This is a genomic window from Streptomyces lacaronensis (genome assembly GCF_047337785.1).
In the GTDB taxonomy this organism is placed as follows: Bacteria; Actinomycetota; Actinomycetes; order Streptomycetales; family Streptomycetaceae; genus Streptomyces; species Streptomyces lycopersici.
The window spans coordinates 7,851,925-7,864,498 of sequence record NZ_JBLHDK010000003.1; the positions used below are offsets into that span (position 1 = coordinate 7,851,925).

At 71.7% G+C, this 12,574-nt stretch carries 11 protein-coding genes; 6 read left to right on the forward strand and 5 right to left on the reverse strand.

Going from position 1 to position 12,574, the window contains the following annotated elements:
• Window position 1: 1 nt before the first annotated feature.
• Window positions 2-679, reverse strand: coding sequence for a response regulator transcription factor (locus ACMTAK_RS33570; protein WP_020871501.1), 678 nt, complete (start codon window positions 677-679; stop codon window positions 2-4).
• Between the two features lie 172 nt (window positions 680-851).
• Between ACMTAK_RS33570 and ACMTAK_RS33575 the strand changes: the two genes are divergently transcribed.
• From ACMTAK_RS33575 to ACMTAK_RS33590, 4 genes are all read left to right on the forward strand, one after another.
• On the forward strand, window positions 852-1,532 hold the full coding sequence (locus tag ACMTAK_RS33575; protein ID WP_413809630.1) for a hypothetical protein: 681 nt from the start codon (window positions 852-854) through the stop codon (window positions 1,530-1,532).
• Between the two features lie 131 nt (window positions 1,533-1,663).
• Entirely contained in the window at window positions 1,664-2,335 is a 672-nt protein-coding gene (locus tag ACMTAK_RS33580) for a maltokinase N-terminal cap-like domain-containing protein (RefSeq protein ID WP_413809631.1), read from the forward strand.
• A 172-nt stretch (window positions 2,336-2,507) separates the two neighbouring features.
• Window positions 2,508-5,177 carry a fibronectin type III domain-containing protein gene (locus tag ACMTAK_RS33585; protein WP_413809632.1) on the forward strand — a complete coding sequence of 890 codons (2,670 nt, stop codon included), beginning with the start codon at window positions 2,508-2,510 and terminating at the stop codon, window positions 5,175-5,177.
• Between the two features lie 120 nt (window positions 5,178-5,297).
• Entirely contained in the window at window positions 5,298-5,993 is a 696-nt protein-coding gene (locus tag ACMTAK_RS33590; RefSeq protein ID WP_413809633.1) for a TIGR04222 domain-containing membrane protein, read from the forward strand.
• Window positions 5,994-6,585: 592 nt separating this feature from the next.
• Here ACMTAK_RS33590 and ACMTAK_RS33595 read toward each other — a convergent pair.
• Window positions 6,586-6,945, reverse strand: coding sequence for a cupin domain-containing protein (locus ACMTAK_RS33595; RefSeq protein WP_413809634.1), 360 nt, complete (start codon window positions 6,943-6,945; stop codon window positions 6,586-6,588).
• Window positions 6,946-7,069: 124 nt separating this feature from the next.
• Here ACMTAK_RS33595 and cutA point away from each other — a divergent pair, with 124 nt between their 5' ends.
• Window positions 7,070-7,393, forward strand: a complete 324-nt coding sequence (gene cutA / locus ACMTAK_RS33600; protein WP_020871507.1) for a divalent-cation tolerance protein CutA — start codon at window positions 7,070-7,072, stop codon at window positions 7,391-7,393.
• 50 nt (window positions 7,394-7,443) lie between these two features.
• Here cutA and ACMTAK_RS33605 read toward each other — a convergent pair whose 3' ends face one another.
• Entirely contained in the window at window positions 7,444-8,136 is a 693-nt protein-coding gene (locus ACMTAK_RS33605) for a SanA/YdcF family protein (protein WP_413809635.1), read from the reverse strand.
• Between the two features lie 74 nt (window positions 8,137-8,210).
• Complete coding sequence (locus ACMTAK_RS33610; RefSeq protein ID WP_413809636.1) at window positions 8,211-8,852, reverse strand: Uma2 family endonuclease; 642 nt, start codon at window positions 8,850-8,852, stop codon at window positions 8,211-8,213.
• Window positions 8,853-9,019: 167 nt separating this feature from the next.
• Here ACMTAK_RS33610 and ACMTAK_RS33615 point away from each other — a divergent pair, with 167 nt between their 5' ends.
• Window positions 9,020-10,009 (forward strand): adenosine deaminase, encoded by a 990-nt coding sequence (locus ACMTAK_RS33615; protein ID WP_413809637.1) that lies wholly within the window; start codon window positions 9,020-9,022, stop codon window positions 10,007-10,009.
• Between the two features lie 10 nt (window positions 10,010-10,019).
• On the opposite strand, the gene ACMTAK_RS33620 is transcribed toward ACMTAK_RS33615, so the two are convergent.
• Window positions 10,020-12,308, reverse strand: coding sequence for a molybdopterin oxidoreductase family protein (locus tag ACMTAK_RS33620; RefSeq protein ID WP_413809638.1), 2,289 nt, complete (start codon window positions 12,306-12,308; stop codon window positions 10,020-10,022).
• Between the last annotated feature and the right edge of the window lie 266 nt (window positions 12,309-12,574).

The window sequence follows — 12,574 nt, forward strand, 5'->3', positions numbered from 1 at the left end:
TTCACCCTCCGTCGCGGGCCAGCAGATAGCCCGCGCCCCGTATCGTGCGGATCGACCGCCGTCCGTACGGCACATCGATCTTCCGGCGCAGACTGCGGATGTAGACCTCGACGAGGTTGGCCCCGCCGTCGTACGCGGCGTCCCATACGCTCTGCACGATCTCGGACTTGGAGACCACCTGCCCGGCGCGCCGCGCCAGGTACTCCAGCACGGCGAACTCCTTGGCCGTGAGCGTGACCTCGTCCGTCCCGCGCGCGCAGGCCAGCGCCGCGGGCTCCAGCCGCAGATCGCCCAGCTCCAGCACCTCGGGCCGGTCCAGCCCGCCGCGCCGCACCAGGGCGCGCACCCGGGCGATCAGGACGACGAAGGAGAACGGCTTGGTCAGATAGTCGTCCGCGCCCACGTCGAGCCCATCGGCCTCGTCGTACTCGCCGTCCTTGGCGGTGAGCATCAGGATCGGCGTCCAGTCGCCCTCCTCGCGCAGCCGCGAGCACAGCTGATAGCCGGAGCACCCGGGGAGCATCACATCCAGCACGATCGCCGCGTACTCGCCGGACCGGGCCAGCGCCAGGCCGCTCAGCCCGTCGGCCGCCGTCTCGATGGTGAAACCCTCCTGCTCCAGGCCCTCGGTGAGCAGCTCGCGGAGTCGGGCGTCATCTTCCACCACCAGTATGCGCACGCGGTCAGGATGGCACGGGCAAGCTGAGGCCCCGCTGAAACCGGCACCGTTTCAGCGGGGCCTCAGGTGATTCAGCGAGGACTCAGCATCGGTGCGCCACGGTGAGTGCGCCGACGGATCAAGGATCCTTCGGCAGCCAGTTCCACTCCCCGAACGAAGGAGAGCTGTGCCCATGTCCCGTACTCTGCCCCGTTTCTCGGCCGCGAAGCGGCGCGGTGTCGTGCTCGCCGTGGCGGCGGGCGCCCTGGCGCTGGGGGCCGCGGCCCCCGCCTCGGCCTCTGCCTCCCAGTCCTCCTCGGCGTCGGCCTCCGCCGCCAAGGGGAAGACGTCCCAGGGTCCGGCCCTCTGTGTGATCCGGGCCGACGACGACAGCGCCAAGCCGACCAAGCCGACCACGCCGGGTAAGCCGGCCAAGCCGGGCAAGGTGGTTGAGCATGCCAAGACGGTCAAGCTGACCGATGCGGGCAAGGCCGCCGGTAAGAAGGCCGTCGCGGTGTCGAAGGACCGCTCCCGCGGGCACGACGACACCTGCGTCGTCATCCCCGCCTTCCCGACCGACCCCGGGAAGACCTGCAAGGTCGTGGTGATCAAGCGTGGCGCCGGGAACTCGGACTCCGTCCCCGCCTTCCCCGCGAAGCCGGGTAAGCCCACCACGCCCGCCAAGCCCGCCAAGCCGGGCAAGCCCGCCACGCCCGCCAAGCCCGGGAAGCCCCTGCCCACCAAGCCCGGTAAGCCGGGCAAGCCGGGCAAGGTCTGCGTGATCGTCGTGTCCAATGACGGGCACCGGGCCACCAAGCCGTCTTCGGACGCGAAGACCACGGCGGTCGAGGCGACCCGCGCGACCCGCTCCTGATCCACCGGCCGGCCAAGTGGGGGGTCGGCCGTCAAAAGGCCCGGCGCGCACGGCGCGCCGGGTCTTTCCGCGCGCCGTGAGACCGTGTCGGCGACCGGGAAGCGTACGACGAGCGAAGGCGTTCACACGGCATGTCGATCATTCACAAGACCACGATGAGCCCGACCAAGTTGGAGCTCCTGACCCCGTGGCTGCCCCAGCAGCCGTGGTACGCCGCCGCGCGGCGCCCTCCGGAGCTGTCCCGGGTCGGCGGCTTCCGCCTCGACGACCCGGAGGGCGAGGTGGGGATCGAGTTCATGGTGGTCCGGGACGACGCCGGTGACCGGCCCGCCTGGTACCACGTTCCGATGACCTATCGCGCCGCGCCGCTCGACGGAGCCGAGCGGGCCCTCATCGGCACGACCGAGCACGGGGTGCTGGGGCAGCGGTGGATCTACGACGGGCCGTATGACCCGGTGCTGGTGGCCCAGTTGATCGCGCTCCTCCAGGGCCGCGCCGAACCGCAGGCGCAGAGCGAGTCCCACACCCCGGATCCGTCCGTCACGGCTGAGGTGACCGGAGCCGGGTTCGACGTCCCGGCGGGGGCCGCGGAGGCTCCGGCCGTCGCGAACCGTCCGGACGGCACCCGTCTGCCGCTGGGCGACGGGGGTCCCGCCCTCCATGTGACGCGCGTTCTGCGTCCGGAGTCCGGTGCGGAGTCCACCGGGATCCGGGGCCATGTCAGCGCGGGCTGGCGGCTGTCGGAGGGCGGCGAGGCCCGCGGCCGGTACGTCGTCCTGTACGACGGCGACACGGCGCCCTGACACTCCGAACGCCCCTCACGGGTCAATAGATCCAATGAATTGACGCCTTGGAGGCGAAGCGAGGCGATTCCGTGCCGCTATATTGACGTGTTCCGCTCATAGATCCTACCTTTCCCGGGCCAGCACTCCACGAGTTCCAGCAGGGTTCCAGCAAGGTTCCGCAGGGAGGGACATGTCGGAGTACGTACGCTCACGCATCCGGACCGTCCGCAAGGCCCGTAGGGCGGCCCCGAGAGCCGCCGCCGTCGCGGCTGTCTTAGCCACCCTCGGCGCCGCGTTCGGCGGCACCGCCGACGCCGTCGCGCGCGGGCCCCGTCCCGCCGCCGATGTCTATGTCGCACCCAACGGCGACGACCGCGCCCCCGGCACCCGCGCCGCCCCCGTCCGCACCCCCGAGCGCGCCCGCGACCTCGTACGGAAGCGTGTCCCGCACCAGAGTGCCGACCTTACGGTGCATCTCGCGCCGGGCACGTACCGCCTCACCCGTCCGCTCGTCCTCGACTCTCGTGACTCCGGGGGCAATGGCCATCGCGTCATCTGGCAGGGCGGCAAGGGCACCGTGTTCAGCGGTGGGCGGGCGGTCCGGGGCTGGCGGCCGGTCAAGGGCAGCGCCGGGCTGTGGTCGGCGCCCGCGCCCGCCGGGCTGGACAACACCCGACAGCTGTATGTGAACGGCGTCCGCGCCCAGCGGGCGCGCGGGCCGATCCCGGTGACCCTCACCGCGACCGACACCGGTTACACCGCGTCCGCCGACACCCTCGCCCGCTGGCGCAATCCGTCGGACATCGAGTTCGTCTACCCCAGCGGTGAGGCGCTGTGGAACATCCGGCAGTACGGGCTCGGCCCGTGGACCGAACCGCGCTGCCCCATCGGCTCGATGACCGGCACCACCCTCACCATGGCCCAGCCGTGCTGGGACAACTCCACCAGGCGCGTGGAGTTCCCCGACATCCCCGGCCGCAGCATCAACATGGTCGGCCCCGCCAAGCTCACAGGCGGCGCGCTGCCCGGCTATGTCGAGAACGCCTTCGAGGTTCTGGACCAGCCCGGGGAGTGGTACCTCGACCGGCACACCCGCACCGTCTACTACCGCCCGCGCTCCGGGGAGAATCCGCGCACCGCCGACGTGGCGGCGCCGGTCCTGGAGAAGCTGGTCGACGGGCGGGGCACCGGGCGGGCGCCGCTGCACGACATCGCCCTGCGCGGTATCGAGTTCTCGTACGCCACCTGGCTCACCCCCTCCTCGCCCGAGGGCTTCTCCGAGGTGCAGGCGGGCTATACGGTGACCGGCCCGGAGGGCTGGAAGACGCAGGGGCTGTGCGAGTACACCCCGGGCGGCACCTGCCCGTACGCGTCCTGGACCAAGATGCCCGGCAGCGTGGCCATCAGCCACGGCCGTGACATCGAGTTCTCCGACGACGCGTTCACCCACCTCGGCGCGGCCGGGCTCGAACTCGGCACCGGGACGCGGAACGCGACCGTACGCGGCAATGTCTTCACCGACATCTCCGGCAACGGCATGGAGATCGGCGGGGTGGACGCCCCACGGCCGGGCAGCGACGCCGACCTCACCCGCGAGGTGTCGGTGACGAACAACCACCTTTACGCGCTGCCCCGCGAGTACCACGGCGGCGTCGCCATCCTCAACGGCTACACCCAGGACAACACCATCGCCCACAACCAGATCGACCATGTCGCCTACTCGGCGATCTCGATGGGCTGGGGCGGCTGGCCCGACAAGATCGGCAAACCGGCCACCGCCAATGTCTCCCGCGACAACAGGGTGTCCAACAACCTCATCTTCGACTACATGCAGGCACTCGACGACGGCGCCGGCGTCTACACCCAGGGCCTCACCGGAAGCTCCCTCGACAACGGCGAGAAGATCACCGGCAATGTCATCCACGACGGGTGGGGGCTGGGCCGGACCGTCTACACCGACAACGGCTGCACCTATGTCACGGTCGAAGGCAATGTCCTCTACGGCGCTCAGGCCAACGTCCTCAGCGCCCACGTCGACTACCGCGACGACCTCGGCAACAACGACCCGACCCGCATCGTCGGCAACTACTGGGAGCAGGGCGATCCCGACGGGAACGACAAGGGCGTGGTGACCAGCGGCAACCACATCCTGGACGATCCGTCCGAGGCACCGGCCGACATCGTGGCCGGGGCCGGTCTCGAACCCCGCTACCGGGGGCTGCTCGGCCGCACGTTCGCCGCCGACTCCGTGCCCGAGGCGCCCACCCGCGTGGGGGACTTCGCGGCGGACGGATCGGTGTACGTCACCTGGAACCCGTCGTACGTCGAGGGTGGTTCCTCGGTCACCTCGTACACGGTGACGGCTTCGGGCGGTTCGCGGTCCGTCTCCACCACCATCCCGGCCGCCGACTTCAAGCGCACCGCCTACGCGGTCGTCCGCGGGCTCGACAACGGGACCTCGTACACGGTCACCGTCACCGCCCGCAACAAGGCCGGGGTGAGCGAGGTGTCCCTCCCCGCGGCCCCCGTGACGCCCACCGCCGGCGGCCCCGGCGCCCTGCCCGGCGTCCCCACCGGGGTCAAGGCCAACGCCGACGCCACGGCGGCGAGGCTCTCTTGGACCCCGCCCAAGACCACCGGCGACACCCCGGTCATCGGCTACCGCATCACCGTCTCCGACGGCCGGGGTATCGCCGTGACCGGCCGCGACGTCCTGGTCTCCCAGCCCCGGGCCAAGGGGATGCTGCGGGTGATCGGCAAGCTGCGCCCGGCCACCGCGTACACCTTCTCGGTCGCGGCACTGACCGCCACGGGCGCCGGTCCGTCGGCGGATGTGTCCGTCACGACGTCGAACGAGTAAGGGGGCGAAAGCTCAAATTCTGCTCTGAAACGGCACTCATCAGGGTTCATCACCGTTCAGAAAGACAAAACTGACAGTACATGAACAGTTCGGATGGACGGGGGCATTCCGATGTGTGCCATGACGAGACGCCCGGACCTTTATGACATCGCCTATCTGGTGGGCGGGCGGCCGTGGGTGATCCAGACCCTCCTGATAGCGCTCCAGGAGCGGGATGTGATCACCCTCCGGCGCTCCCGGATCCGCGCCACGGCGGGGGCGGGGGCTGAACACTCGGGGGCCGAGCATCCGGGGGCCGATCATCCGGGGGCCGAGCACCCGATAGAGCGGGCGCTCATCGCGCTGTGCCCGCGCTCGAGGCCAGTGGACCAGGTGGTCCCCGCGCTGCTCGGCGGACCCGAGCTGGCGGAGATCCGGCACCGGCTCACGGCTGACGGACTGCTCACCCGTCTCCGGGGCCGCCCCACCCGCATGGGCAGGCGCCGCGTGGCAGCGGCCGTGCGGGAGGGGACGCTCCCCCCGTACGTCTTCTACGGCCCCGTCGTCGTCCCGGAACCGGCCCGGCGCAGGGCCGTCAGCGACGCGATACCCATCCCGACCGGCGGCCCGGCCTACTGGGACCGGAACCTCCTCATCGCCTACGACCCCGAGTACCTCGACCAGGAGTCCTTCTACACCGCGCACGGATGGGGCGACGACCGTGGCGGGAGCCATGGCGGCGACTACGGCGGTCACGGCGGTCACGGCGGTCACGGGGGCGACTACGGCGGTGGCCACCACTCCTGCGGTGGTGGCGGTGGCGGCGGCAGCGACTAGGGGGTGTCCGCCGGAGGTGACGCCTGCGGCGTGCTGCTCCCCGCCCCGCCCCTTCCCGAAACTGGAGCTCCGCCCCAGACCCCGGCCGCCTCGCAGGTGGTGCGATGGGCGCCCCCGGCCGGTGAGCTGATCGCGGCGACGGCCGGCTCGCCGCCTTCCGGGGTCCCGGGGTGAGGTGACCTCGGGGTTCCGTCCCGGACTCCGGCCGGAGAATGCGGATGTGCGCGGTCATCCGCTGTGCCGGTGCGCCGGCCGCGACCGGCCCGCGGACGCGGGTGTTCACGCCCTCGCCGCCCGCCACGCGCACGCGCCGGCCCCCTGCCCACCGGTCGGCTGCTCGACCCCCGCGTCCCAGGCGGCCCGGCCGGTGAGCTGATCGCGGCGACGGCCGGCTCGCCGCCCTCCGGGGTCCAGGGGCGGAGCCCCTGGTAGTGGGAAGGGGCGGGGAGGGGAGAGACCCGCTGGCCCCGCCGCCCCAGTGCGCTTGGAGGGTGTCCGGGGCTTCGCCCAGGCCCCAGGCCTCAGGTCCCGGGGTCCCGGGGTCCCGGGGCGGAGCCCGTGCCACGCGGCGGAGCCGCATATCGACGCTGCGTCAGGCGGTGGCCGCGTCCTCGTAAGGCGTGGGACAGCCATGCGTGGCGGTCACGGCCGTCAGTAGCACCACCGAGTCCTCCAGCGCCCGCAACCCGTGCCGTTCGTGCGGCAACTCCTGCACCTGGCCCGCGATGAGATCGAACCGGTCACCGCCGCCGGTCAGCCGTACATGCCCGTGCAGCACCTGGAGACTGGCCGCCGGGGGAGCGTTGTGCTCGTCGAGCTCGCAGCCGGAGACCATGGCGATCACGCTCTGCCGCAGCGGGCCGTCGTGCAGGAACAGATGTGCGCTGCGCCCGTGCGGATCGGCCTTGGCCTGGTCCAGATGGTGGCGCGCGAGCGTGGTGAGGTCATCCATGAGTGCCCCTCGATCGGTCCGGTCTGATCGTCGGCGGGTTCCCTCAATCCTCACCGGCTAGCGTGGTGGGCGCCAGTCCGCAGCCGTGCCGTGCAACCGCCCCGTGGAGAGAGGTACCGCAGCAGTGGCCGACTACCTGACCGTACTGACCACCACCGACACCCCCGAGAAGGCCGAGGCGCTGGCCCGTGGGGCGATCGAGGCCCGGCTGGCGGCCTGTGCGCAGATCAGCCAGCCCGTGACATCCGTGTACCGGTGGGAGGGGGAGGTCGAGACGGCGGCCGAGTGGCAGGTGCTGTTCAAGACCACCGCCGCGCGCTACGACGAGCTGGAGGCGCATATCCGCGAGGCGCACGACTACGAGACCCCCGAGGTCATCGCGACGCCCATCGTGAACGGCAGCGAGGATTATCTGGCGTGGGTGGTGTCGGAGACGACCATCGGCTGACGGCGATCGGGGGCCGGGGCGCGGCCTCAGGGAGGTCCGGGGGCAACCGCTCAACGCGCGCCCGAGCCCCGCTCCGCCAGCGCCTCCTCGATCCCCCGCTCCCGTGGCCCCAGGAAGTGCGGATCCGGCTCGAACGCCGCGTCCAGCGCGGCCTTGCTCGCCGCCACGACCTCCCGCGTGCCACCGAAGTACCAGGTCGCATCGTGCGGCTCGTCAACCGCGACCCCGTACGCGTCGATCCCCGCCGCCCCGCACAGCGCCAGCGCCCTGCGGACGTGGAACCCCTGGCTCACCAGCACCGCCTTGTGCACCCCGAAGACCCGCCGGGCCCGGGCGCAGGAGTCCCAGGTGTCGAATCCCGCGAAGTCGCTCACGATCCGCCGGTCCGGGACCCCGCGCCTGACCAGATACGCGCGCATCGCGTCCGGCTCGTCGTAGTCATGGCGGCTGTTGTCGCCCGTGACCAGCAGCGCATGGACCCTGCCGGCCTTGTAGAGCCGTACGGCGGCGTCCAGCCGGTGCGCCAGATACGGCGACGGCTCCCCGTTCCACAGCCCTGCCCCGAAGACCACCCCGACCGGGGCCGGGGGCACATCGGCGACCGTATGGATCCGGTCGTCCGTGCTCAGCCGCAGCCAGGTCGCGGGGAGCAGGGCCAGTACGCAGACGAGGACGCCCCCCTGCACCAGCCGCCGCCACCCCCGCCGTGTCCTCGGCAACCGCCCCCGCACCCACCCCAGCATGCGTGCCCCCTCTCCGCCTCACTGATCAGCTCGCGCTGTGTGACGCCGGAGAGGGGGATGGCGGTTGCCTCGAACTACTTGGTGGCTTCGGCCTCTTCCGGCTGATCCACGAAATCGGTCGTGTCGAGATCGAAGTCGAACGGAGCGGGAATGGGCAGCGGCTTGCCGAACGGGACCGTCATCCGGGCGAGGTAGCCATGGTCCGACGGATCCCAGAAGGCCGTGATCTCCTCGGTCTGCATGTCGAGCACGAGGTACACCGGCACATGGCGACCGTAGACCTCGAGCTTCTCCTGCCAGTCGACATCCCGGGTGGAGACGGACGTGAGCTCGGCGACGAGGGACAGCGCCGCGCCGTCCACATGGCGCGCGTCGCCCACGAATGCCTTCAGGTCCGCTACATGGAGATCCGGCCCGTAGGCGCGCTCGGATGTGGGGAAGCTGAAGAGGAAGGGGGAGGTGTCGGGGTCGTGGCCCTCGGGAACATGGGGTGCGAGCTGTAGGCGCAGTGACCTCATGTGCCGCTTGTAATACGGCCTCGACCACGGCGACACGACGATCTTCCCCCTGATGAGTTCGGCCTTGTAGCCGTCCGGTGTATCCAGTTCCTCCGTGGCCCGGAGCAGTTCCTCGAACCCCGTCAGGGGCTCCTCTCGGGGCTGCTCGGCTGCCGGTGTGCTTTCTGTGGTCATCGGCCGCTCCAATATCGCGGTCACCGCGTCCTCCATCTGCTACGGAGCGTACTGTTTCGCTCACCGTAGCGACGGCCCCCCGGTGGTATCCGTCTTCCGTTCGTATTACCCCCACAAGGGTGATGCATCCGCTCCCGCATAGTCTTGACCAGCCGTTTCGCCCCACCAAAAACCAGCAGGTGATCTCCGCCATGCCCCCGATTCCCACCGCAGAGCTCCATCTCCATATCGAGGGCACCCTGGAGCCCGATCTGGCCTTCGCGCTCGCCGGGCGCAATGAGGTCGAGCTGCCGTTCGCCACCCAGGAGGAGCTGCGGGCCGCGTACTCCTTCGGCGACCTCCAGGACTTCCTGGACCTCTACTACGCGCTGATGACCGTGCTGCGCACCGAGGACGACTTCGCCGACCTCACCAACGCGTATCTGGCCCGCGCCCGTGCGCAGGGCGTACGGCATGCGGAGATCTTCTTCGACCCGCAGGCGCACACCGCGCGCGGCGTGGAGATCGACACGGTCATCCGCGGGATCGGCCGCGCGCTGGACGCCGCGCCGCGCGCGTACGGCATCACCACGCGCCTGATCATGTGCTTCCTGCGCGACGAGAGCGCCGAGTCGGCCCTGGCGACCTTCGAGGCGGCCCGCCCCCACCTGGACCGGATCGCCGCCGTCGGCCTGGACTCGGCGGAGGTCGGGAACCCGCCGTCGAAGTTCCGCGAGGTGTACGCGCTGGCGCGGCGGGCCGGGCTGAAGTGCGTCGCGCACGCGGGAGAGGAGGGGCCGCCCGCGTATGTGTGGGAGGCGCTGGACGTCCTCGGCGTGGACCGCGTCGACCACGGGGTGCGGAGCCTGGAGGACGAGGCGCTGGTGGCCCGGCTGGTCGCGGACCGTACCCCGCTGACCGTCTGCCCCCTGTCGAACGTCCGGCTGCGCGTCGTGGACCGCATCGAGGACCATCCGCTGCCCGCGATGCTGGACGCCGGTCTGCTGGTGACGGTCAACTCCGACGACCCCGCCTACTTCGGCGGCTACGTGGGCGACAACTACACCGCCGTACGGGACGCGCTCGGACTCGACGAGGCCACCCTGCGCGCCCTGGCCCGCAACTCCTTCCAGGCCGCCTTCCTGGACGAGGAGACGCGGGCGGCGTACCTGAAGGAGGTCGAGAGCTGGAGCCGAGGCTGACCGGAAGCGGTCAGCCCCCGGCGGGCTCCAGGCGCACCGCGCACACCTTGAACTCCGGCATCCGCGACACCGGATCCAGCGCCGGGTTCGTCACCGTGTTGGCCCGCCCCGGCCCCGCCCAGTGGAACGGCATGAACACCGTGTCCGGCCGGATGTCCCGGCTGATACGGGCCGGGGCCACGGCGCGGCCGCGCCGGGAGACCACCGCGATCGGCGCGCCCTCGTCCACCCCCAGCCGCTCGGCGAGCAGCGGGTGGAGCTGGACGTAGGGGCCGGGCGCGGCCTCGTTGAGCTCGCCGACGCGCCGGGTCTGGGCGCCGGACTGGTACTGGGCCAGCACCCGGCCCGTCGTCAGCAGCACCGGATACTCGGCGTCCGGCTCCTCGGCCGCCGGGCGATGGCTGACGGGGGCGAAGCGGGCCCGGCCGTCGTCCGTGGCGAAGCGGTCGAGGAAGAGGCGGGGGGTGCCGGGGTGCGGGCGGGCCCCCGCGGTTATGGAGTCGGCCGGTATGGAGTCGGCGGGGTTCACGGCGTCGGCAGGGCTCACGGCGTCGGCAGGGCTCATGGAGTCGGCCGGGCTCACGCATTGGGCCCCCTCCGAGTCGTCCCGTTCCGCGCTCTCCGGGCAGGGCCAGAACACCCCGTCCTCCTCCGCGATCCTCCGGTACGTGATGCCCGAGTAGTCCGCGGGGCCCCCGGCCGAGGCCCGTCGCAGTTCCTCGAAGACCTCCTCCGCGTCCGCCGGGAACCCCTTCTCCCAGCCCAGCCGGGCCGCGAGCGCGCTCAGCACCCACAGGTCCGTCCGGACGCCCGGCGGCGGGGTGAGGGCAGCCCGGCGGAGGAGGACCCGGCCCTCCAGATTGGTCATGGTCCCGGTCTCCTCGGCCCACTGGGCCACCGGCAGCACCACGTCGGCGAGCGCGGCGGTCTCCGAGAGCACGACGTCCGCGACCGCCAGGAAGTCCAGGGACCGCAGCCGGGACTCCACATGGGCCGCGCGCGGGGCGGAGACCACCGGGTTGGAGCCCATCAGCAGCAGCGCCCGGACGTCCCGTCCGAGCGCGTCCAGGAGTTCGTAGGCGCTGCGCCCCGGCCCGGGGAGGTCGTCGGGTTCGACGCCCCACACGGCCGCCACATGGGCGCGCGCGGCCGGATCGTCCAGCTTGCGGTAGCCGGGCAGCTGATCGGCCTTCTGGCCGTGTTCGCGGCCACCCTGGCCGTTGCCCTGGCCGGTCAGACAGCCGTAGCCGGACAGCGGGCGGCCCGCGCGGCCGGTGGCCAGACACAGGTTGATCCACGCGCCCACGGTGTCGGTGCCCTTGGACTGCTGCTCGGGTCCGCGGGCCGTCAGCACCATGGAGCTCTCGGCGTCGCAGAACATCGTGACGGCCTTACGGAGCTCAGGAACCGGGACGCCCGTGATCCGCTCCACCAGTTCCGGCCAGTGGGCCATCGCGGCGGCCCGCGCCTCGGGCCAGCCGCTGGTGCGCCGTTCGACGAACTCCTCGTCCACCCGGCCCTCCGCGACCACCAGGTGCAGCAGCCCCAGCGCGAGCGCCAGATCGGTGCCGGGGCGCGGCGTCAGATGCAGATCCGCCTGCTCGGCCGTGCGGGTCCGCCGGGGATCGACCACGATCAGCCGGCCGCCCGCCTCCTTCAGCTCGGTCAGATAGCGCAGCGCGGGCGGCATGGTCTCGGCCAGGTTCGAGCCGACGAGGACGACGCATCCGGTGCGGGCCACGTCCGCCAGCGGGAACGGCAGCCCTCGGTCAAGACCGAAGGCCCGCTGATGGGCGGCGGCGGCCGAGGACATGCAGAACCGGCCGTTGTAGTCGATCTGTGAGGTGCCGAGCACCACCCGGGCGAACTTGCCCAGCGCGTACGCCTTCTCGTTCGTCAGCCCACCGCCGCCGAAGACGCCCACCGCGTCGCGGCCGTACGCCCGGCGGGTGGACTCCAGGCCCTCGGCGATCCGGTCGAGGGCCTCCTCCCAGGTGGCCGGTTCGAGCCGACCGGTGTCAGGGCGGCGGACCAGCGGCTCGGTCAGACGCACCCGGGAGGAGAGCACGGCGGGCGCGGTGCGGCCCTTACCGCACAGCGCGCCACGGTTGACGGGGAACGCGGTGCGCTCGACGACCTCGACACCGACCGGCCGACCGCCCGGCCCGTCACCGGGTCCGCCGCCCGGCGGCAGCGGGCGCAGTGCCATACCGCACTGCAGCGAACAGTAAGGGCAGTGCGTATCGACGGGGTCGGAGGAGGCGGGGGAGTGCTCCCCGGGAACCGGAACGTGCGCCATGTGAAGGAGCGTGCTACGGCCGTGTTACAGCCCGAGTCACCTCGCATTACGCCTGCGGGAAGCGGACCTCAGCACGGCGCCGGACGGCCGGTGAAGTCGACGCAATCACCTGTGACGGCCACGCAATGGCGGTGCAATCTGCCGCTGCCAGGCTCTCGTCATGACGCCCCACGCCGCTCCTCCCGGTCCGCCTGGTCCTTATGGCCCTCGTGGTGCTCATGGCCCTCTCGGTCCTCATGGCCCCGACGGCACGGCGGACTTCGACA